Below are 22,313 nucleotides of genomic sequence, written 5' to 3' on the forward strand. Positions count from 1 at the left end.
ATAGCTTTTTAAAGCTATATTGCTGATACCAATTAAACTACATAATGAAAAATTTTGCAGCAGCACTATTAGCCGTGTGCATTGGCAGTTCCGTTTTTGCGCAAAAACCAGCAGAAGTTTATCACGAACCCTACCGTCCGCAATTTCATTTTTCGCCTAAGGCCCATTGGATGAATGATCCCAACGGAATGGTATACGTAAACGGCACATACCACTTATTTTTTCAATATAACCCATCGGCAGACGTGCCAGGCAATATCCATTGGGGACACGCTATCAGTAAAGATATGGTGCATTGGAAAGAGCTGCCTGTTGCTTTGTATCCTGATAGCTTAGGCCTGGTATTCTCGGGCAGTGCCGTATGGGATAAAAATAATACCTCGGGTTTAGGCAAGTCGGGGCATCCGCCTATGGTTGCTTTGTATGCAAGTCACAGTGTTGAAAAAGAAAAAGCAGGCCGTACCGACGTGGAAACCCAAAGCCTTGCCTACAGTACCGACGAAGGTAAAATCTGGCATAAATACAAAGGCAACCCCGTTATTAAAAACATGGGAGACCGCGATTTCCGAGACCCTAAGGTAAGCTGGTACGAACCTCAGAAAAAATGGGTAATGGTTGTAGCCGCGCACGATCATATCGATTTCTTTAGTTCAAAAAACCTCATTAACTGGACTAAAGAAAGTGAATTTGGTCAGCAACTTGGTGCGCACGGCGGCGTTTGGGAATGCCCCGATCTGTTTCCACTTACAAGCGGCAACACTACAAAATGGGTGCTTATTGTTAACATCAATCCGGGAGGGCCTAATGGAGGTTCAGCAACTCAATATTTTACCGGAAATTTTAATGGCAAAACATTTACACCAGATAATAGCTCCGCAACCAAATGGGCAGACTTTGGCCCTGACAATTACGCTGGGGTAACCTGGAGCAATACCGGCAAACGCATTATATTTTTAGGCTGGATGAGCAACTGGCGCTACGGCGATAAAGTGCCAACCAGCCCATGGCGCAGCGCAATGACGGTTCCGCGTGAATTGAGTTTAAAGAAAGTTGGCGGGCAGACACTGCTCGCTTCCGAACCTGTAGGAGAATTGCACGCAATCACCTCAAAAGAAAATAGTTGGGCGAATGTTAAAGTAAATGGCAGTTACGATATCGCCTCAAAAGTAAGCGCAGCTAATGGCAAGTTTATCTTAAAGCTGAAGAATGCACAGGCAAATGATTTCTCCATTGTGCTTTCCAATAAAAAGGGGGAGCAAGTTGTGGTAGGCTATCGTAAGCAAGATAATCAGTATTTTATTGATCGTAGCAAGGCGGGCCAGGTAGATTTTCAACTAGATTTTGCGAAAACGGCCAGTGCGCCGAGACTGCTTACAACAGGCAATATAGATTTGATATTAGTAGTAGATGCCGCTTCTGTTGAACTATTTGCCGATGGCGGCTTAACTAACATGACGGCGATTTTCTTTCCAACACAACCTTTTACCGGCCTTGCTATCAAAAGCCAGGGAAGTTTAAACGTTGGGAAGATAAGTTATGCGAAGGTTAATTCCACCTGGAATAGATAGAACAGCATTTTGTTAACAAAACCAAACAAATTGGCATGGTTACTTTTGCAGTAATGTTTACCTTTGCGCAACCTTAAAATACTTTTATGCAGTACGATGTGATTGTTATCGGCTCGGGACCAGGCGGCTATGTAGCTGCCATCCGTTGTGCCCAGCTTGGCTTAAAAACAGCCTGTATCGAAAAATATTCAACCTTTGGCGGCACCTGCTTAAATGTGGGTTGTATCCCTTCAAAAGCATTGCTCGACTCGTCTGAGCATTATCATAATGCAGCTCATACTTTTAAAACTCATGGCATTGGCCTTGATAACTTAAAAGTTGATTTTGAACAAATGATTAAAAGAAAAAGCGAAGTGGTTGCACAAACTACAGGCGGTATCTCTTTCTTGTTCAAAAAAAATAAGATTACTTCATACCAGGGTGTTGGTTCTTTTATCGACAAAAACACCATCAAGATCACCAAGGCAGATGGCTCTGAAGAAACCATCAGCGGTAAAAATGTAATTATTGCCACCGGTTCAAAACCATCAAGTTTGCCTTTTTTACCTGTCGATAAAAAACGCATCATCACTTCTACCGAAGCTTTAACCCTTAAAGAAATCCCTAAACACCTGATCCTGATCGGTGGTGGTGTTATCGGTTTAGAGCTGGGCTCTGTTTATGCACGCTTAGGTTCAAAAGTTTCTGTGATTGAGTACATGGATTCTATTATCCCAACTATGGATAAAGCCTTAGGTAAAGAACTACAGAAAGTATTGACGAAATTAGGTATGGACTTTTACCTGGGCCACAAAGTAACAGGTGCGTCTGTAAAAGGAAAAGACGTTACTGTAACTTTCGACACGCCTAAAAACGAGAAAAAAGAACTGAAAGGCGATTATTGCCTTGTGGCTGTTGGTCGTGTGGCTTATACAGACGGCTTAGGTTTAGATAAAATTGGCATTACTGTAGAAGAACGTGGCCGTAAGATTACGGTTGATGAGCATTTGGAAACCAGCGTTAAGGGCGTCTATGCGATTGGCGATGTGGTACGCGGCGCAATGCTTGCCCACAAAGCTGAAGATGAAGGTACTTTTGTAGCCGAAATCATAGCCGGACAAAAACCACACATCAACTACAACCTGATACCGGGCGTAGTTTATACCTGGCCAGAAGTTGCCAGCGTTGGTTACACCGAAGAGCAACTGAAAGAAAAAGGCACTAAATTTAAAGTTGGTGCATTTCCATTCAAAGCTAGCGGTCGCGCCCGCGCCAGCATGGACACTGATGGCTTTGTTAAGGTATTAGCCGATGAAGCCACTGATGAGATTTTAGGCGTACACATGATTGGCCCACGTGCGGCTGACATGATTGCCGAAGCTGTAGTTGCAATGGAGTACCGTGCCAGCGCCGAAGATATTTCGCGCATGAGCCACGCCCACCCTACTTATACCGAAGCTATTCGCGAAGCTTGCTTAGATGCAACCGCTAAGCGTGCGATACATATTTAATTGAGTTGGTTGACTGAGTTATTAAGTTACTCGGTTGATTAAGTCTAAAGGTTGCAAGAACATATCTTGCAACCTTTTGTATTTTTAGGGAGCCACTCCGCCTACTCCGAAGGGGAAAGTTGGGATTCGGTTAAACATAAAGACTACATGCATATCCTCATCAACATAGCCATAATCCTACTCACCATTGCCGGCATGGAAGCTTTGTCATGGGCCATACACAAGTACCTGTTTCACGGGCCGTTATGGTTTATTCATAAAACCCACCATGGGCATAGCAAGCACAAATGGTTTGAGTTGAATGATGTATTTAGTATTCTGTTTGCCGCTTTATCGCTATGGCTAATGTGGGCCGGCCATTTTACTTTAGACTATCGCCTGTGGATTGGTGTTGGAATCAGCATATACGGCTTAATCTATTTTATTTTTCACGATTGGTTTATCCACAATCGTTTCAAATCTTTCAAAACCAACAACCCTTATTTATTGAGTATCCGGCGCGCGCATAAAATTCATCACAAAAGCATGGAGAAATGGCCTAGTGAAGAATTTGGGTTGCTGATAGCGAGTAAGAAGTACGGGAAGAAGTAATAGATATAATGTCCTTTTAAATTCATTCCGAGGTACGAGGAATCTTCTTCACTAAGCATACGTCGCAGCGTTATCTCGCAGAAGATTCTTCACTATCGTTCAGAATGACAAGTTGGTTTAACAATTAATTCCGAAATTCGCCATCTGATACCCGAAATAAAATATCATGCTACAAATACAGGAAAACGTTTCCCTAAAAAACTTCAACACTTTTGGTATAGATGCCAACGCCCGTTACTTTACAGAGATTAATCATGAAGATGACCTGGTTGAGCTTTTCTTAGATGAGCAATGGAAACACCTGCCGCGTTTAGTTTTAGGAGGCGGCAGCAACATGTTGTTTGTAGCCGATTTCGATGGGTTGGTGATTCGCATGAATATTCGTGGTATAGAACATCGAATAAATCATGACCATGTAACTGTAGAAGCTGGTGCCGGTGAGGTTTGGAACGAATTAGTAACCTACTGTGTTAATTACGGCTTCGCAGGTATGGAAAACCTAAGTTTGATTCCGGGTTCAGTGGGAGCCTCGCCTATTCAGAACATTGGCGCTTATGGCGTAGAGTTAAAAGATGTTTTCCATAGTTGCCGGGCGTTTGAAATAGCAACGGGCGAATTTAAAACGTTCCTGAAAGAGGAATGCGGGTTCGGCTACCGCGAAAGCGTATTTAAGTCCGAACTGAAAGGCCAATATATTATTACTCAGGTTAAATTCGACTTATCGCTTAATGCTAACCTTAATTTGGGGTATGGCGCTATACAGCAAGAACTGGAGAAAAACAATATTAGCTCTCCCACCATTAAGGATGTATCCGAGGTAGTGTCGCGCATACGGGTATCCAAGCTACCCGATCCATCTACTATTGGTAACGCAGGCAGTTTCTTTAAAAATCCAGTAATTGGCGAGGAGTTATTTAAACAAGTGCATAGCCAATTTCCAGAAGTGGTTAACTATCCTGCCGCCGACGGTGGTATTAAACTAGCAGCAGGGTGGCTAATAGAACAGTGTGATTGGAAGGGTAAAGTGGTTGGAAATACCGGCACGTGGAAGAACCAAGCCTTGGTATTAGTGAACCACGGAGGGGCCACTGGCAGTGAAGTGTATACACTATCGTCGCAAATCATAGACAGTGTGTACACAAAATTTGGCGTTATGCTGGAACGGGAAGTGAATATTATTAAATAATTTAATTTCTTATTAGTTAATAATTAAATGTTTTAACTGTACTTTTCCTGTTACAAATTGACTGCTTTATTTTTCGGCATCTCCGAACGTTAAAACTTAAAAACCCCCAAATCATAACAAATTCAGCTTATTTACAAGCACTTACATCAGCATCGGTATTCCTACTAATTTCATTTTTTTAAAACTTGCCGGTATAATTTCTTGTTACTGTTAACATAAAGCTAATACACCATTTTCTCAAAGCGGTATCATGTTTGTTTTGATTAGTACACAAAACACTACCAACATGACAAAGATTGAGTTTAACACCATGGTGCTTCGTCAAGCCAGTTCATTACGTTCATACGCTTTGCACTTTACACATGATGCAGATGATGCTAACGATCTTGTGCAGGACACAATGCTGAAGGCAATAACTTATTATAATAAGTTTAAAGAAGGCACAAATCTTAAAGGATGGTTATACACCATCATGAAGAATACTTTCATAAACAACTACCGTCGTTTTGTGAAAATGAGCACTTTTGTAACCAAGTCTGAAGAGATTTCATCTGCTAACCTGGTTTTCAGCTCTACCAAAAATCAAGGCGAATCTAAATTTGTGATGGATGATATCCGCCGCGCTTTAGATAGATTACCTGAAGATTATTATGTGCCCTTTACCATGTATTTTGAAGGCCATAAATACCACGAAATTGCAGACCACCTGGCAATACCGATCGGAACCGTTAAAACACGTATCCACGTTGCTCGCAAACTGTTAAAGAAAAATCTGAAAGCTTATGATAACGGTGTTAAAAAACCTATCTACGCTGAGGAAGAATAATTGATTTTTAAACTCAACATATATATAATGAAAAGGTCTGGCTTCGTCGCCGGACCTTTTTTTATGGTACCATTCTCTCCGTTGTCATCTCGAACGTAGTGAGAGATCTTGTACTTCTGGATGTCAAAGCGCATAAGATTTCTCCTATCGTCGAAATGACAATAAGGGTTTAATTCGATCAACTACTCACCTATCAACCATTCACCGCGCATTGAAATATTTTATTAACTCTCCCGCCACAACCTGCCCCGAAATCAATGCTGGCGGTACACCAGGCCCCGGTACAGTTAGCTGACCAGTATAAAGCATATTTTTAACATTTTTAGATCGCATGCTGGGTTTAAAAAAAGCTGTTTGCGATAGAATATTCGACAAGCCATAGGCGTTGCCTTTAAACGAATTATAATCGGCTTTAAAATCACTAAGGGCATAACTACGTTTTAAAACGATATGATTGCGGATGTCTACACCTGTGATTGTTTTAAATCGGTTCAACATCAGGTCAAAATATTTTTCGCGCATAGCTTCTGTGTCTTCTAATCCGGGCGCTATGGGCATCAGGAAAAACAAATTTTCGCCATTGGATGGTGCTACCGTACTATCTGTTTTAGAAGTACAGGCTACATAGAACAGCGGCTTTTCCGGCCATTTTGGGTTAGTGTAAATTTCAGCAGCGTGCTGTTCAAAATCTTCGTCGAAGAATAAGTTGTGATGCTGGATACCTTCAATCTTGCAATCTGTACCAATATAGAATAACAAACTCGATGGCGACATTACCCGTTTATCCCAATATTGGGGCGTGTAATTGCGGTCTGGCTGATCCAATAACTCCTGATCCACATGAGCATAATCTGCACCAGCTACCACAAAGTCAGCATGGTAATCGCCTTGTGTGGTTTTGATATCGGATACTTTGCCTTTAAGTGTCTCTATTTTGGTAACTGCCGTATTTAGTTTTATTTCAACTCCTAGTTCGTTGGCAACCTTAACCATGCCTTTCACTATCTGATGCATACCACCCGCGGGGTACCAGGTCCCCAACACCAAATCGGCATAGTTCATCATGCTGTACATGGCAGGTATATCTTGCGCAGTAGCACCCAAAAACAATACAGGGAATTCCAACATTTTTACCAGTCGTGGATTTTTAAAATACTTACGTACATGCTTGCGCACACTGGTAAGCAGCTGAATGCTGAAGCTCTTTTTAATCAGGTTCCAATCAATAAATTCGGTAATCGAGTGCGATGGCCTGAATACGTATTCACCCATGCCAACCCGGTATTTATATTCTGCCTGCGCTAAAAACTCACGCAATTTCTTACTGCTGCCTGGTTCTTCTTGTTCAAACAGCGCCTCAAGTTGGTGCATATCGGCTGGCACATCCATATAGTTATTTATGCCGTAGTAAATTCTGTAACCTGGATCGAGCCGTTTGAGGTTGTAAAAATCTGATACCTTGTGCCCGAACAACGCAAAATAATTTTCGAACACATCTGGCATCCAATACCAGCTTGGGCCCATATCAAACTTAAATCCATCCTGCTCCCAAACACGGGCTCGGCCACCGGGTTGATCGTTCTTTTCGAGAATGGTAACCTTAAATCCTTCTTTGGCTAAAACACTGGCAGCAGCAAGGCCTGCAAAACCAGCGCCGATAACAATAATGTGCTTTTGGTTGTTGTTATTCATATTCACAGATATCACAAAGTAAGCATTTGTTTGTTGTGACTAAGCGCCCAAATACTTAAAATACGTACATTTGATATAGTGCTGATGACCCAAATGACTTTATATGATGAAACATGTTTCGAGTGCAGTAAGTTAATTACCGCCAAATACAGTACATCTTTCAGCAAAGGGATTAAAACTTTCGATAAGCGTTTCCGCTATCCTATTTATGCCATTTACGGTTTTGTAAGGTATGCCGATGAAATTGTGGACACCTTTCACCAGTACGATAAAATGGAGCTGATCAGCAAGTTCCGTACAGATGCTTTTGAAGCTATCGCCCGCGGTATCAGTACCAATCCTGTGCTACAATCATTTCAGCAGGTGGTTAACCGTTACCATATCGACCACGACCTGATCGACGCTTTTTTAAGATCTATGGAGATGGATCTGGACAATAAGATCTATAACCGCGAAAGTTATTGCCAGTACATTTACGGCTCGGCTGAGGTTATCGGATTAATGTGCCTCAAGGTTTTTTGTGAAAACGACACGGTTTTATTTGAGCATCTTCGCCCAAAAGCCTGCAGTTTGGGTGCTGCTTTTCAAAAGATCAATTTCCTGAGGGATGTAAAAGCTGATTACGAAGAGCGCGGACGCACCTACTTCCCTAATATCGATTTCGATAATTTTACAGAGGCCGACAAGGCTTACATAGAAAGAGAGATCAAACGCGATTTTGATGACGCGTTAGAAGGCATTAAACAACTTCCGCAGGGTACCAAGCTAGGAGTTTATGTGGCTTATGTATATTATTTGCAGCTGTTTAAAAAAATCTGCGATACTCCTGCCAATATCATACTACAGCAACGGGTGCGGATATCAGACACCCAAAAAATGGCGTTGTACTTTAAAGCCGTTTTACAACAAAAGTTAAAAGCTATTTAATGAGCAAGAAATACCTTTTGGTGCTTATGCTGATCTGCTTCGCCGCGATAGCGATGGCCGATTTACCGCAGCCTAACATTCCGATAATCCGCAAGCAATTAATACGTGCGATAGATAGCAAACAGATCACAGACTCTTTATACCAAAGCCTGGGTCTATTCCCACAACGTACAGGAGTAATAAACGCTTACAGAGGTGCGTTGGAGGCTCTAAAAGCCAAACATGCTTGGAACCCATATTACAAGATCAAATACCTTAACGATGCGGAAGACACCTTTAAACAGGCCGTTACGCAAGACCCGCACAATATCGAAATCAGGTTTATGCGATTTTCTGTTGAACACAACGTGCCTGGCTTTTTGGGTTACACCAAAAACCTAACTGCCGATAAGGAGGAAATGATTCGGCAGGTTGAATCTAAAAACTACGGCACAGCAGACCAGCCTCTTGTAATCGCGTTAATTAAATTTATGCTCGCCTCAAAACAATGCACCTCTGCCGAACTTAATACCCTTAACAAACAGCTAGCCGAATTGAAGTGAAATACACCTACCTGCTTATAAACTTTTTAACCATTATTTTTCCGATAGCTTTATCGTTTGATAAGCGGGTACAATTTTATAAAAGCTGGCGCTTTATATGGCCCGGAATGATTATTACAGGTTTTGTCTTCTTGTTTTGGGACGTGTTATTTACCGTTAAAGGCGTGTGGTTTTTTAATAATGACTATATCGCCGGCATTCGTATACTTCAGTTACCCTTAGAAGAAATACTGTTCTTTCTAACAGTTCCCTTCTCCTGTATTTTTATTTATGAGTGTCTTAATTATTACCTTAAATGGCAATTGCCGGCACAGGTTACCAAATGGATTTCAGTTACGTTATTATTAGTCAGTTTAATATTGGCCAGTGCTTACTCCCATCGCCTTTACACGCTGGTAACATTTACCCTGCTGTATGCATTGTTAGGTGTGATACAGCTGGTGTTCAAAGCAAAATGGCTTGGTAAATTTTATATAGCTTATCTGGTTAGCCTTGTTCCTTTTTATATTGTTAATGGCGCGCTTACCAGCATTCCGATAGTACTTTACAATAATCAACAGAATATGGCTTTTAGAGTAGGCACAATTCCTTTCGAAGACCACTTCTATTCCATGGCGTTGTTGTTAATGAATGTCGGTTTCTTTGAATACTTTCGCACCAAAAGCGGTATTAAATCATGAGCGAACTACCTGTATATACCAAATCGCAGTTAGCCCTACGTAATGGGCAAGATAAACCGCAAATATGGGTTGCACTTAACGGCATTATATATGACGTTACCGACAGCCGCTTATGGCGAAATGGCAAACATTATGAACATTGGGCCGGCCAGGACCTTACTCACGAGCTAAAAGATGCCCCGCATACAGAGATGGTATTTGAACGATTTACCGCCATTGGCAAACTAGGCTAAATCATACTATCATAAAATACTCCTTATACTAAAAAACCCCACCACTTTACGTGATGGGGTTTTTTAGTATGTTTTTACGCCAACTATAGTGGCATAATAGTGTTACTAAATTTTAATTATTTAGCAGCAGTGTTTTTTGATTCCTGAACCTCTAAACGGATAGCTTGAGCTAAGTTTTTAAGGTCTTGCATGCCTTTGCGAACGCGTGTTCCAGCCGCACTGTTACCTTTGTTGTAGAATTTGTCAGCATCGGCTTCCAGAGACGCAATCAGATCTTTTACTTCTGTAAATTTTTTCATTGTAAGTTACTCCTTTAATTAGTTGAGGTTTAATTGTTTTAACTAAGGCTAATCTAAACTCTTTTTTCATTAAAAAAAAATTTGGACCTTAAAATATGCCTTTAAAGTGCTTTTTTAGCATTATTTCAGGTGCTCAACAACATTATTCGCAATAATTTTAACAGATGCCATGAAATTTTAAAAGTTATACTACCAACATGCCCGTTGTAGTAAGTATTTACATCCCGATAATGTTGTATTAATACATGAAACCGCGCTAATAAAGTATTTGTTTTCGCGCGTGTTAATTTATTGCACAAACAAAAAAGACTTCCGGTTTCGCGGAAGTCTTTTTAATATCAGGTGTAAGCAATGTTAAGCCACTGCTACGTTTTCTTTATAGTCGCCAGCTTTAAGCTTTTCGTGCACTACGCTTAATGCTTCTAATGTAACCTTAACATCCTCAATAGTGTGTAAAGCTGTAGGGATTAAGCGAAGCTCAATCAGTCCCTTTGGTATAACCGGATAAACTACAATTGAACAAAAGATAGAGTGATTTTCGCGCAGGTCGCGGGTAAGGCTGGTTGCTTCTAACAAATCGCCTTTTAAAAATACCGGTGTAACCATAGTATCGGTAATACCAATATCAAAGCCATTTTCCTTTAATCCGTTTTGCAGGCTAGAGGCAATCTCCCATAATTTCTCACGAAGTTCTGGACGAGATTTTAATAGCTCGAAGCGTTTTTGCAAACCGATTACCATTGGCATAGGCAACGCTTTGGCAAATGTTTGCGAACGCATGTTATAGCGCAGGTAGTTTACGATATCCTGGTTAGCGGCCACAAATGCACCGATACCCGCCATAGATTTGGCAAACGTACCGAAGTAAACGTCTATACCGTCAACGCATTCTTGTGCTTCGTGCGTACCGGCACCAGTTTTGCCCATAGTACCAAAGCCATGTGCATCGTCAATAAGTAAACGGAAATAATATTTCTCTTTTAAAGCGATGATCTCTTTTAGCTTGCCCTGTGCGCCCGACATGCCAAATACGCCTTCGGTAATTACCAGAATACCGCCGCCCGTTTGTTCTGTCAGTTTAGCTGCACGCTCCAGTTGCTTTTCAAAGCTTTCCATATCATTGTGTTGATAAACAAAACGTTTACCCATGTGCAAGCGCACACCGTCAATAATACAGGCATGTGATTCTGCATCGTATACAATTACGTCATTACGATCAACCAACGCATCGATGATAGACACCATACCCTGGTAACCGTAGTTAAGTAAAAATGCATCTTCTTTACCAACAAATTCTGCAAGGCCTTTTTCGAGTGTTTCGTGATGAGTAGAGTTACCAGACATCATACGTGCCCCCATTGGGTAAGCCATGCCATAATCGGCAGCGGCTTTCGCATCAGCTTCTCTTACTTCGGGATGATTGGCCAGGCCCAGATAGTTATTTAAACTCCACACCAAATGCTCTTTCCCTTTAAAATACATGTGCGGTGCAATTTCACCCTCTAACTTTGGGAACGAAAAATATCCGTGCGACCACTTTTGATGCTGACCCAACGGCCCGCCCATGCTTTTTGCTATCTTATCAAATAAATCCAAAATAGTTCGATTCTAAATTTTGCCAATAATATACAAAGATAACCGTAATTCCGGCACAGACAAAGGTTATTACTTTTTATAATGGGGTATAACTAAAAAGCCTTTGTAAAGTTATACAAAGGCTTTGGTATGATAGTTTAAATTAATTAGTCGACGTTATCGTGCAAAAACGAATTATTTTTTCTGATCTCCGTTTGGCCGTCTGCATCTGTTAACGAGAACCTTGAGATCTGGCTTTCGTCAGACATTGGCGTTTGCTGCAATGCAATCTCCTTACGTTTATACGCAGGCACATTTTCCAGTTCTTGCAGGTTACCGTTACGAAGTTTCATGCTCAGGTCTTTTAAGCGCATAATACGCTCGCGAGATTTACGTAATTGCTCTTCGATAGATTCATCTGTTTTATGATCATCAGCGCCAACAACCGGTTCTGGTTCGGGCTCTGGCGCGGCAACAGGCTCTACTTGTGCTACAGGCTCAAAATTCATCACAGACTCTGTTACCTTAAAGGTAAACTCAACTCCAGATTCATTTTCCATTGCAGGTGCTGCGGCAGGTTCCTCAGGCATTAAGCTGTGCTTAATAACCGCTGGTTGCTGCTGTTGCTCTTCGCCTTTGGCAAACAAGTCAAACAAACCTGTTTGCGGCTGAGGAGTTTCTTTCTTCAAGAACATCTCTGCATTTGCAGCGGTCTCTTCTGCTTTTGGTGTTACAAACTCGTTAATTGGTTTTACCAATGGTGCGTTTTCTGGCACCAGCATCGAAACCACTTTTTTATTGTTTTGCTCTTTTTCTCGCTCGTCTTTAGTTTGGAAACCGGTAGCAATAATGGTTACCGATAATTTATCGCCAAGGGCCTCGTCTTTACAGTTACCCCAGATCAAATCTGCAGCTAAGCCGGCTTCTTCCTGAATGTAGTCTGTAATTACAGAAACCTCATCCATAGTAACCTCTTTTTCGCCCGAGCTGATGTTTAACAGGATATAGCGAGCACCTTCAATCTCATTATCTTTCAATAATGGAGACGATAAAGCACCTTCTACAGCACGCAACGCGCGGTTTTCACCTTCGGCTGCGCAGCTACCCATTATAGATACGCCGCTATCGCGCATTACAGTGCGCACGTCTTTAAAGTCAACGTTGATGTAACCCGGTAAGGTGATTATCTCGGCAATACCTTTGGCAGCAGTAGTTAAAATATCATCGGCTTGCGCAAAGGCAGAACCTAGTGTTAAGTTTCCGAATATCTGGCGAAGGCGGTCGTTAGAGATCACCAGGAAAGAATCTACGTTTCTTTTCAGTTCTTCTAACCCTTCTTCGGCCTGCATTTTACGGCGCTTCCCTTCAAAAGAGAAAGGCATTGTGATGATACCCACGGTAAGGATATCCATTTCGCGGGCCGCTTTTGCAATTATCGGGCTTGCACCGGTACCTGTACCACCGCCCATGCCGGCAGTAATAAACAGCATTTTGGTGTTAACACCCAGCATTTGTTTAATATCATCGATGTTTTCGATAGCCGAATTTTTACCTACTTCTGGTATAGACCCTGCTCCCATTCCTTCGGTTAAACTGGCGCCTAATTGTACCTTGTTAGGTATTGGGCTTAACTCCAAAGCCTGAGCATCGGTATTACAGATAATGAAATCCACACCCATAATACCCTGGCGGTACATATGGTTTACTGCATTTCCACCGCCGCCTCCAACACCAATAACTTTGATGATAGAGGATTTTTCTTTTAACATTTCAAACTGCATGATCTTAATTTTCAGCTAAATGAATACTGGGTAATATTTTATTTTGCTTATTGTAAGTATAGGGGTTTTTCCACACTAGTTATTAACAATTGTCAATAATGTGGAAAACTTGTTAATTGTTAATTTATTTCAGAAAATCTTCGTCTTTGATATCGTCCTTAATGAAACGCTTACCTGTTTCGAGGATTTTTCCTAGCAAGCCAAATTTGCGATCATCAGTATATTTCTGTTTTTCCATTTTAGCCTGCACTGGTGCTGTCTGTTCTAAATTGTCATATTCGGTTTTTTGGATACCTTTTATCAGCAGGCCAATACCGGTAGCAAAAGTTGGGCTTTGCAGCTCCTCGTATATATTTTTAGGCAATACCTCGTTCTTCGCTAAATGCTCGTTAGGGTAACCTACGCGGCAATCCAAACCGGTTACATATTCTACCAATTGTGGCAGGTGCTTTAACTGCGCACCACCGCCGGTAATTACGATACCACCAATCAGCTTTTTCTCATAGCCCGATGATTTGATCTCATAGTAAATATGTTCTACAATCTCTTCCATACGGGCCTGAATTACATAGGCCAGGTTCTTAACAGAAATCTCTTTCGATTCGCGACCGCGTAAACCAGGTACACACACAATCTCATTCTCTTTATTCTCATCAGCCAAAGCAGACCCAAATCTCACTTTCAGTTGCTCGGCTATATTACGCATTACAGAACAGCCCTCGCGGATATCTTCAGTTACACTGTTACCGCCAAAAGGGATAACCGCGGTATGACGAATAATACCTTCGTGGAAAATAGCCACATCCGTTGTACCGCCACCTATATCAACCAATACGATACCGGCTTCCTTTTCTTCGTCGCTCAAAACAGATTCAGACGACGCAAGCGGCTCCAGTATTAGTTCCTGGCTCTCTAAGCGGGCTTTAGTAACACATTTCACAATGTTTTTAATGGCAGTTACCTGGCCAGATATGATATGGAAGTTTGCTTCAAGACGTACACCTGCCATACCAATCGGATCTTTAATACCCGGCTCGTTATCCACCGTAAACTCTTGTGGCAATACATGGATAATCTCTTCGCCCGGAGGCATCACCAGGTTATACATGTCTTCAATGAGTTTTTCGATATCCTTGCGGGCAATCTCCGAATTTAAATCACGACGGGTTATCAATCCGCGGTGCTGCAGGCTTTTAATGTGCTGGCCTGCGATACCAACGTTAACCACCCTTATCTCCACGTTTGATTGTGATCCGGCAACTTCAACCGCCTGCGTAATTCCTTGTACCGTTTTGTCGATATTAGAAACCATGCCACGCGTTACCCCAGCCGACTCGGCCTTGCCGATACCGAGTATTTCTATTTTACCGTTTTTGCTACGACGGCCAACAATAGCGCAAATTTTTGTAGTACCTATATCGAGGCCTACAATAATAGGGGAGTTTTTTTCGAGAGTTGAGCTTTTGTCCATAATCAATTTTCTATGTGAGATGTGTCCTGAATCTGTTTCTTTAATGTATCCGGTTTAATAGCCGGTGCTTTTGCCCTTTTAAGCGAATCCGCTTTGTAGATGCTGTCTTTTTTTACGCCAATAACCTGGTTGGCGTACTTTATATTAATTAGTTTGTAGGTATTCCAACCTACGCGCGGCACCCCTTGTTTATAAAAAGCAAGCAGGTTGCTAAATTTGGTTTGCAACGAATCTGCGTTGCCCAGCAAAATCCTGTCGTTACCTACCCGGGGTATCAATACCATTTCGTGCTGTTCGTTTACGTAGATCTCCGCTATCTGCGCATTCCACAACGAATCTCTCGTAATAAAATCTGCAGTTTTAAAAACATCCCTTGCAATAGCTGTATGCATGGTATCTACCTTATCACCAAACGGCTCTTCTATAAATCCATTTGCAGCTAAAACGCGGGCGGTAAAATTTCCCGACAACGGAATTTTCAACCCATGCTTATCTACGTAAAAATCCTGATCAAATTGATTCATGATACGCAAAATAGGCTGCCGCTGGCTAACCTCCACTTTAATAACGCCGTCCATATCGGCGTATACCTTTGCAAACTCTATAAATGGGTTTGCTTTTAATTTCTTCTCCAAATCGTGCAGATTGATGTTCTCTATCCTGCGGCCAATTAATGTATGGCTGCTTACCTGCAAAATGTTATCAACCTCCTCTTTATCTATAAAATACTGGCTGCCCGGGATGTAAACCTTTACATCACTGCATACCACTCCATTCTTTTTTAGCTGAATAAAACTCATCAGCACAATAACCCCGCCTAGCGATACCACCCAAGCCAGACTTATCAGTATTGGTTTCCAGATGCTTTTCTTAAACATGGCTAAGCATCTGTTTTAAAGGTTGAACCAATTGATCTATATCCCCGGCACCTACGGTGAGCAAAAGCTCGGGTTTCTTGTTCTTTATATAGGCAAGCGTTTCGGCTTTGCTTAGTATCATTTTATTACCGAGGCTCATTTTATCCAACAGCATCTGCGAGGTTACACCTTCGATAGGTAACTCGCGTGCAGGATAAATATCCAGCAGGATCAGCTCGTCGGCCATGCTCAGAACTTCTGCAAATCCATCGGCAAAATCGCGCGTACGGGTAAACAGGTGCGGCTGAAATATCACCGTTAGTTTTTTATCCGGATAGATCCTTTTTACTGATGATATGGCTGCGCGCAACTCCTCAGGGTGGTGCGCATAATCATCGATATAAACATGCCCGGCTGATTTTACCAGATATTCGAACCGACGCTTAACCCCACGAAATGCAGTTAATGCAGTTTTGATTTTCTCCGGCTCAACATCTACCAATAACGCAGCCTGTATTGCAGCAACAGCATTTTCGATATTATGAATGCCGGGGATGCCCAGATGGATATCATTGATAACAACACCGCTGTTATTTTTAAAATCAAAATAAAACTCGCCTTGTTCTATGCGGATATTTTCAGCATACACATCGGTCTGTTCCGTAATGCTGTACTTTAATGTGCTATCTATCTCTAGCCCTTTTTTGGCAATTACATTACCATTAGGTTTTAATTGCGACACGAACAGTTCAAACGATTCTGTTAAATGGCTGTGATCTCCATATATATCCAGGTGATCCGCGTCCATAGACGTAACTATGGCAATATCAGGGTGGAGGGTCAGAAATGAGCGGTCATACTCGTCTGCCTCAACCACCATGATATTATTGTTGCCATACAACACATTGGTATTATAGTTAGATGCTATGCCGCCCAAAAATGCAGCGCAATCTTTACCCGAATGTTTTAGAATATGCGCCACCATGCACGATGTGGTAGTTTTGCCGTGTGTGCCCGCAACGGCTATGGTGTACATCCCCTCACTCAGGATACCTAATACCTGTGATCGTTTAAATAATTTAAAGCCACTATCAATAAAGAAATTCAGGATCTCCGAATTCTTTGGGATAGCAGGCGTATAGATAATCAGCGTGTGCTCATCAGGCGAATGGAATTCGGCCGGGATAAGCGATTTATTATCATCAAATACAATCTCAATACCTTCTTTATGCAGCTCGGTAGTGAGTGGTGTAGAAGTTTTATCGTAACCACAAACTGTGCAACCGAGGTGCGCAAAATAGCGGGCAAGGCCACTCATGCCTATACCACCAATGCCTACCAGGTAAACCCGTTGTATGTTACTTAATTTCATAATTGGTTAATAATCTCTTACTTGTTATTTAATAAGCTTAATTACTTCGTTAGCGATATCTGTATCGGCATTTGGCAGCGCCAGTTTGCCTATATTTTTACTTAGTGTATTTTGCTTGTCCTTATCCTTCAACAATTCCAACGCGCGATCAACCAGATTGGCTTCTGCATCGCGGTCGGCTATAAAAACGGCCGCATTATCGTTTACCAACGCCAATGCATTTTTGGTTTGATGATCTTCTGCCACGTTAGGCGAAGGCACCAGTATTACCGGTTTCTTTACAATACATAGCTCGGCAATGGTACCGGCACCGGCACGCGAGATGATGATATCTGCTGCCGCATACGCTAAATCCATGCGACTTAAAAACTCGGTGATTACAATATTTTCGTGGTAATCTGCACCAAGTTCTTCCATCAGTAATTTGTAATAGGCCTTACCGGTTTGCCATATCACCTGCACATCGGCATCAATTAGCTTTTGTAATCCGGCATGGATGCTCTTGTTTAATGTACGTGCGCCTAAGCTTCCACCTGTTACCAGGATGGTCTTTTTATCTGCCGAAAGTTTTAATAACTCAATGGCCGATAAGCGTTTCTTATCTATCGCAACCGAATCCTTACGGACCGGGTTGCCTGTTTTTATAATTTTGTCTGCCGGGAAGAATTTATCCATGCCATCAAATGCAACACAGATTTTCTCGGCGTTTTTACCCAGCCACTTATTAGTTATACCTGCATAAGAGTTTTGCTCCTGAATGAGGTACGGTATTTTTTTAAGTGATGCAGCATACAATAGCGGACCAGATGCGTACCCACCAACGCCAACAGCGGCATCTGGTTTAAAATCTTTAATAATTTTAATGGCCTTTAAAACACTCTGCGCCAGCTTGACAGGGAACATCAGGTTTTTAATGATAGAACCACGTTGAATTCCCTGAATATTTAATCCAATAATTTTATAACCCGCCGCCGGAACTTTTTCCATTTCCATACGACCTAAGGCACCAACAAATAAGATCTCGGTAGCTGGATCTAAGGCCTTCAAAGCATTTGCAATAGATACCGCAGGGAATATATGCCCGCCGGTACCACCACCGCTAATGATGATGCGTAAAGGCCTTTGCTTAGTATGTTGTGCTTTACTCATTTATTCTTTGTCTTTTTTCTTCGGCAGACTTATGCCACTTCCATTATTTCGCCTACAACAACTTTATTCTTAATCTCCTTTGTATCTGCTTCTTTAACACCTTCGCCGGTCGTTTCATCGATATGCCTGCTAACCGACAGGATAATACCGAACGCCACGCTGGTAAATAGTATTGATGTACCGCCCATGCTTACTAATGGCAGCGGCACCCCGCTCACTGGCCCTAAACCTACAGCAATAGCCATGTTAGCAAACGCCTGTATAGTTAAACTAAAGCTTAACCCCGCAGCCAGCAAAGCACCAAAGGCTTTCGGCGCTTTGGTTACAATTTTAACACATCGGTATAATAAGAACAGGTAAATGCCGATAACCAATAACCCGCCTATTATTCCGTACTCTTCTACAATGGTTGCATAAATAAAATCTGAGTACGATTGCGGTAAATAATTACGCTCTGTACTATTACCCGGGCCTTTGCCAAAAATGCCGCCGGTAGCAATTGCTATCTTGGCATGGTCGGCCTGGAACGATTTATCCGGATTTGCTAACTCCGGGTGCATGTAAGCGTTGATACGTGAACGATAGGTTGCACGCCTCGGACCTAACATTACCACACCTGCCAGTAACACCGCACCGGCTAAGCATACCACGCTAATTTGCTTTACACTGATACGCCCCATAATCAGCAATAAAATGCTAACACCAAAAAGCATTAAAGCAGTAGAAAGGTTTGCCAGTGCGATTAAAATAAATACCACACAAACCGCACCCATAATTGGGATGAAAGATTGCTTCACATCCTTTATATTTTCCTGCTTACGCGATAAGGTGCGTGCCAGATAAGTAATGAGCGCCAGTTTGGCTAAATCGGAAGTTTGGAACGTTAATCCCGTACCCGGTATAGCCACCCAACGGCTTGCATCATTCACATGGCTACCAAATAGTAACGTATACAATAACAATGGAATGGTAATTACCATTAACACCTTAGAGATACCTGCATAATAACGGTAATCGAGCTTGTGCGAAATATACATCAGCGCAATACCGCCAAAGATCATCGCCATGTGCTTGATCAAAAATGACTCTGCGCCGGTGCCATGCTGATAAGCAAGTGTACCGGTTGAGCTATAAACCGCCATCATAGAAATAACCGATAACAATATTACTATCAGCCATATCCAGCGGTCGCCTTTGGTTCTACTGAGTATTTTATCCATCGTTATTTTTCTTTATTTCGAATGTCGAATGTTCGATTTCGAATTTATCTATTTGTCTGAATCAGAATTTCAGAATTATGTCCTGACTCTTGATTCTCGATTCTTGACTCTCTTATCTTACAAATCCATCACAGCTTTTTTAAACTGGTCGCCTCTCTCTTCATAATTTTTAAACAGATCGAAGCTTGCGCAAGCTGGCGATAGCAAAACTGTATCTCCTTTTTTAGCCAAGTGATATGACACATATACAGCCTCCTGTGCCGATTTGGTATCAATAATTTCGCTAACCATGCCAGTAAATGCATCGTGGATGCGTTGGTTATCTTTGCCAAGGCATACAATTGCTTTAACTTTTTGCTTAACCAAGTCGTTCAGCATTGAGTAATCGTTGCCTTTATCAACACCACCTAAAATCAGGATCACGCCTTTAGGCATGCTTTCCAGAGCGAACCAGGTTGAATTAACGTTGGTTGCTTTAGAATCATTGATAAAATTGATTCCAGATATTTTGCCTACCTGTTCCAGCCTGTGTTCAATGTTCTTGAAATCGCCCATACTCTCGCGAATGGTTTGATTTCTTAACTCCAGCACTTTTGATACAATTCCAGAGGCCATAGAATTGTGAATGTTGTGCTTTCCCTGCAGCGCCAGTTCGTTGATCGACATAATAAATGTTTCTTGTTGTTGGTTAGTTTGTATAATGATGTTGTTCTCCTGGTCTAAATAAGCGCCAGGCTGCTCTTTTTTTATAATTGAAAATGGTAACTGCTGCCCGTTAAAGCTGCGGCTTTCCATCCCTTTTATCGTTTCCGGATCGTCGGCACAGTAGATAAAATAATCTGCCGGTGTTTGATTCTGTGCTATGCGGAATTTTGAAGCCACATAATTCTCCATTTTGTAATCGTACCGATCTAAGTGGTCTGGCGTAATATTGAGTAATACTGCGATATCGGCCTTAAACTCATACATATCATCCAGCATAAAGCTGCTGATCTCTAACACGTAGTAGTCATACTGTTCGGTAGCCACCTGGTAGGCAAAGCTTTTACCAATGTTACCCGCCAAGCCAACATTTAAACCTGCCTTCTGCAGAATATGATAGGTAAGGCTTGTAGTGGTGGTTTTACCATTCGAACCTGTTATACATATCATTTTAGCATCGGTATATCTGCCTGCGAATTCGATCTCAGAGATAACCGGTGTACCCTGCTCGCGCAGTTTTTTTACAAGCGGTGCCTTTTCCGGTATACCCGGACTTTTCACTACTTCTGTGGCATTTAATATTTCGCTTTCGGTATGCTGCTGCTCTTCAAAACGAATACCCCACTGCTGAAGCTGCGATTTGTATTTATCGGCAATAACACCCATATCCGAAACAAACACATCAAAGCCTTTCTGTTGGGCAAGGTATGCCGCCCCAACACCGCTTTCGCCAGCGCCAAGGATGACTAAACGCCCCCCCGCCCCCCCTAAAGGGGGGAGGTTAGTAGCATGTATGTCTTTGTGTTCGTTCATTTATTTCTGACTATGTTCCTTTTATCAAAAAACTCTTTTATCTTCTCCTCCCCCTTCAGGGGGCCGGGGGGCTACCTTATCTTCAGCATCAACACCGTTATAATCGCCAGCATAATGCAAAGGATCCAGAAGCGGGTTACAATTTTGGCTTCGTGGAAACCCTTCTTTTGGTAATGGTGGTGCAGCGGTGCCATCAGGAAAACCCTACGGCCCTCGCCGAAGCGCTTTTTGGTGAACTTAAACCAGCCTACCTGTATAATAACCGACATGTTTTCTACCAGGAACACACCACACAATATTGGCAGCAACAACTCCTTACGGATCATAATGGCAAATACCGCGATGATACCACCAATGGCTAAACTGCCTGTATCGCCCATAAATACCTGGGCCGGATACGAGTTGTACCAAAGGAAACCTACACACGCCCCTACAAATGCGCCCGCAAAAACAACCAGCTCACCCGAATTGGGGATGTACATAATATTGAGGTAATCGGCAATCATAGTATTACCAGACACGTAGGCCAGTATTGCCAGCGTTACCCCAATAATGGCCGATGTGCCTGTCGCCAGGCCGTCAATACCATCTGTAATGTTGGCACCGTTTGATATGAATGTGATAATGAAGATCACAAAGCATAGAAACACCAACAGCGCATAGCGCTCATAACCCGGGCCTAAAAACTTAAGCACCTTAGCGTAGTCAAACTCGTTGTTCTTATAAAAAGGAACCGTGGTTTTGGTCGATTTAATATCCTGGGTATAAACGGGGGTTCTGCCTTTGTAATGGAAATCAACCGGGGCATCGTATTTAACCGGCAATTTCACTTCCTGACGGATAATAATGTCGCTGTTGAAATACATTGTCCAGCCCACAATCAGTGATAAACCTACCTGACCAATAATTTTAAACCTACCCGCTAACCCTTCTTTATTCTTTTTAAATACTTTGATGTAATCATCCAAAAAGCCAATTGAGCCTAACCAAACCGTGGTGATCAGCATCAGGATCACGTAGATATTACCCAGTTTTGCAAATAACAATGTCGGAATAAGGATACCCAGCAAAATGATGATACCACCCATTGTAGGTGTACCTTGTTTCTGCATCTGGCCTTCCAGCCCTAAGTTTCTTACGGTTTCACCTACTTGTTTATAGCGGATATAATCAATAAGCCTGCGGCCCCATACTGTGGTTACAATAAGGGATGTAATAACTGCCAGCGCCATCCTGAATGTGATGTACTGAAACAGCCCCGAACCAGGGAAGCTGTAGTTCTTATCTAAATAGCTAAACAGGTAGTATAACATCTATTTATTTAGTTATTGGTTACTAG

General features: G+C 42.1%; 20 protein-coding genes. 9 read left to right on the forward strand and 11 right to left on the reverse strand.

The genetic code is table 11. The features are described from left to right. The first annotated feature begins 44 nt into the window (after positions 1 to 44). The 5 genes from GSY63_RS18560 to GSY63_RS18580 all read left to right on the forward strand — a co-directional run bounded on the left by GSY63_RS18560 (position 45) and on the right by GSY63_RS18580 (position 5,661). Complete coding sequence (locus tag GSY63_RS18560) at positions 45 to 1,568, forward strand: glycoside hydrolase family 32 protein (RefSeq protein ID WP_166587326.1); 1,524 nt, start codon at positions 45 to 47, stop codon at positions 1,566 to 1,568. Positions 1,569 to 1,654: 86 nt separating this feature from the next. Beyond that, complete coding sequence (gene lpdA, locus GSY63_RS18565; protein WP_166587327.1) at positions 1,655 to 3,058, forward strand: dihydrolipoyl dehydrogenase; 1,404 nt, start codon at positions 1,655 to 1,657, stop codon at positions 3,056 to 3,058. A gap of 51 nt (positions 3,059 to 3,109) precedes the next feature. Further along, positions 3,110 to 3,649, forward strand: a complete 540-nt coding sequence (locus tag GSY63_RS18570; protein WP_243749265.1) for a sterol desaturase family protein — start codon at positions 3,110 to 3,112, stop codon at positions 3,647 to 3,649. A 166-nt stretch (positions 3,650 to 3,815) separates the two neighbouring features. Then, entirely contained in the window at positions 3,816 to 4,835 is a 1,020-nt protein-coding gene (gene murB / locus GSY63_RS18575) for a UDP-N-acetylmuramate dehydrogenase (RefSeq protein ID WP_166587329.1), read from the forward strand. 286 nt (positions 4,836 to 5,121) lie between these two features. Beyond that, on the forward strand, positions 5,122 to 5,661 hold the full coding sequence (locus tag GSY63_RS18580; RefSeq protein WP_166587330.1) for an RNA polymerase sigma factor: 540 nt from the start codon (positions 5,122 to 5,124) through the stop codon (positions 5,659 to 5,661). Positions 5,662 to 5,862: 201 nt separating this feature from the next. Here the strand turns inward: GSY63_RS18580 and GSY63_RS18585 are convergent, their stop codons facing one another. After that, a complete protein-coding gene (locus GSY63_RS18585) occupies positions 5,863 to 7,353 on the reverse strand; it encodes a phytoene desaturase family protein (RefSeq protein WP_166587331.1) in 1,491 nt (496 codons plus the stop codon). Between the two features lie 93 nt (positions 7,354 to 7,446). Between GSY63_RS18585 and GSY63_RS18590 the strand changes: the two genes are divergently transcribed. The 4 genes from GSY63_RS18590 to GSY63_RS18605 are packed head-to-tail and all read left to right on the forward strand — an operon-like array spanning position 7,447 to position 9,735. Continuing rightward, positions 7,447 to 8,280, forward strand: coding sequence for a phytoene/squalene synthase family protein (locus GSY63_RS18590; RefSeq protein ID WP_166587634.1), 834 nt, complete (start codon positions 7,447 to 7,449; stop codon positions 8,278 to 8,280). Then, positions 8,280 to 8,822 (forward strand): hypothetical protein, encoded by a 543-nt coding sequence (locus GSY63_RS18595; protein ID WP_166587332.1) that lies wholly within the window; start codon positions 8,280 to 8,282, stop codon positions 8,820 to 8,822. Before GSY63_RS18590 ends, GSY63_RS18595 begins: the two co-directional genes overlap by 1 nt. Then, entirely contained in the window at positions 8,819 to 9,502 is a 684-nt protein-coding gene (locus tag GSY63_RS18600; protein ID WP_317168587.1) for a lycopene cyclase domain-containing protein, read from the forward strand. The genes GSY63_RS18595 and GSY63_RS18600 overlap by 4 nt, the downstream gene beginning before the upstream one ends. After that, complete coding sequence (locus GSY63_RS18605) at positions 9,499 to 9,735, forward strand: cytochrome b5 domain-containing protein (RefSeq protein ID WP_166587333.1); 237 nt, start codon at positions 9,499 to 9,501, stop codon at positions 9,733 to 9,735. Before GSY63_RS18600 ends, GSY63_RS18605 begins: the two co-directional genes overlap by 4 nt. Positions 9,736 to 9,851: 116 nt before the next feature. Here the strand turns inward: GSY63_RS18605 and GSY63_RS18610 are convergent, their stop codons facing one another. The 10 genes from GSY63_RS18610 to mraY all read right to left on the reverse strand — a co-directional run bounded on the left by GSY63_RS18610 (position 9,852) and on the right by mraY (position 22,287). Then, on the reverse strand, positions 9,852 to 10,034 hold the full coding sequence (locus tag GSY63_RS18610; RefSeq protein ID WP_166587334.1) for a histone H1: 183 nt from the start codon (positions 10,032 to 10,034) through the stop codon (positions 9,852 to 9,854). A gap of 354 nt (positions 10,035 to 10,388) precedes the next feature. After that, positions 10,389 to 11,630, reverse strand: coding sequence for an aminotransferase class I/II-fold pyridoxal phosphate-dependent enzyme (locus GSY63_RS18615; RefSeq protein WP_166587335.1), 1,242 nt, complete (start codon positions 11,628 to 11,630; stop codon positions 10,389 to 10,391). Between the two features lie 146 nt (positions 11,631 to 11,776). After that, positions 11,777 to 13,390 carry a cell division protein FtsZ gene (gene ftsZ / locus GSY63_RS18620; protein ID WP_166587336.1) on the reverse strand — a complete coding sequence of 538 codons (1,614 nt, stop codon included), beginning with the start codon at positions 13,388 to 13,390 and terminating at the stop codon, positions 11,777 to 11,779. Positions 13,391 to 13,514: 124 nt separating this feature from the next. Continuing rightward, positions 13,515 to 14,861, reverse strand: a complete 1,347-nt coding sequence (gene ftsA, locus GSY63_RS18625) for a cell division protein FtsA (RefSeq protein ID WP_208094592.1) — start codon at positions 14,859 to 14,861, stop codon at positions 13,515 to 13,517. 2 nt (positions 14,862 to 14,863) lie between these two features. Next, positions 14,864 to 15,739, reverse strand: coding sequence for a cell division protein FtsQ/DivIB (locus GSY63_RS18630; protein ID WP_166587337.1), 876 nt, complete (start codon positions 15,737 to 15,739; stop codon positions 14,864 to 14,866). Next, positions 15,732 to 17,090, reverse strand: coding sequence for a UDP-N-acetylmuramate--L-alanine ligase (gene murC / locus GSY63_RS18635; protein WP_166587338.1), 1,359 nt, complete (start codon positions 17,088 to 17,090; stop codon positions 15,732 to 15,734). The genes GSY63_RS18630 and murC overlap by 8 nt, the downstream gene beginning before the upstream one ends. A 24-nt stretch (positions 17,091 to 17,114) precedes the next feature. Next, positions 17,115 to 18,239: an undecaprenyldiphospho-muramoylpentapeptide beta-N-acetylglucosaminyltransferase gene (gene murG / locus GSY63_RS18640; RefSeq protein ID WP_166587339.1), complete on the reverse strand. Its 1,125-nt coding sequence runs from the start codon at positions 18,237 to 18,239 to the stop codon at positions 17,115 to 17,117. Positions 18,240 to 18,268: 29 nt separating this feature from the next. Beyond that, positions 18,269 to 19,459 (reverse strand): FtsW/RodA/SpoVE family cell cycle protein, encoded by a 1,191-nt coding sequence (locus GSY63_RS18645; RefSeq protein ID WP_166587340.1) that lies wholly within the window; start codon positions 19,457 to 19,459, stop codon positions 18,269 to 18,271. Positions 19,460 to 19,576: 117 nt separating this feature from the next. Beyond that, complete coding sequence (gene murD, locus GSY63_RS18650) at positions 19,577 to 20,974, reverse strand: UDP-N-acetylmuramoyl-L-alanine--D-glutamate ligase (protein WP_166587341.1); 1,398 nt, start codon at positions 20,972 to 20,974, stop codon at positions 19,577 to 19,579. A 71-nt stretch (positions 20,975 to 21,045) separates the two neighbouring features. Next, positions 21,046 to 22,287 (reverse strand): phospho-N-acetylmuramoyl-pentapeptide-transferase, encoded by a 1,242-nt coding sequence (gene mraY, locus GSY63_RS18655; RefSeq protein WP_166587342.1) that lies wholly within the window; start codon positions 22,285 to 22,287, stop codon positions 21,046 to 21,048. Positions 22,288 to 22,313: the final 26 nt, after the last annotated feature.

Origin of the sequence: Mucilaginibacter agri, assembly GCF_009928685.1 — a bacterium.
In the GTDB taxonomy this organism is placed as follows: domain Bacteria; phylum Bacteroidota; class Bacteroidia; order Sphingobacteriales; family Sphingobacteriaceae; genus Mucilaginibacter; species Mucilaginibacter agri.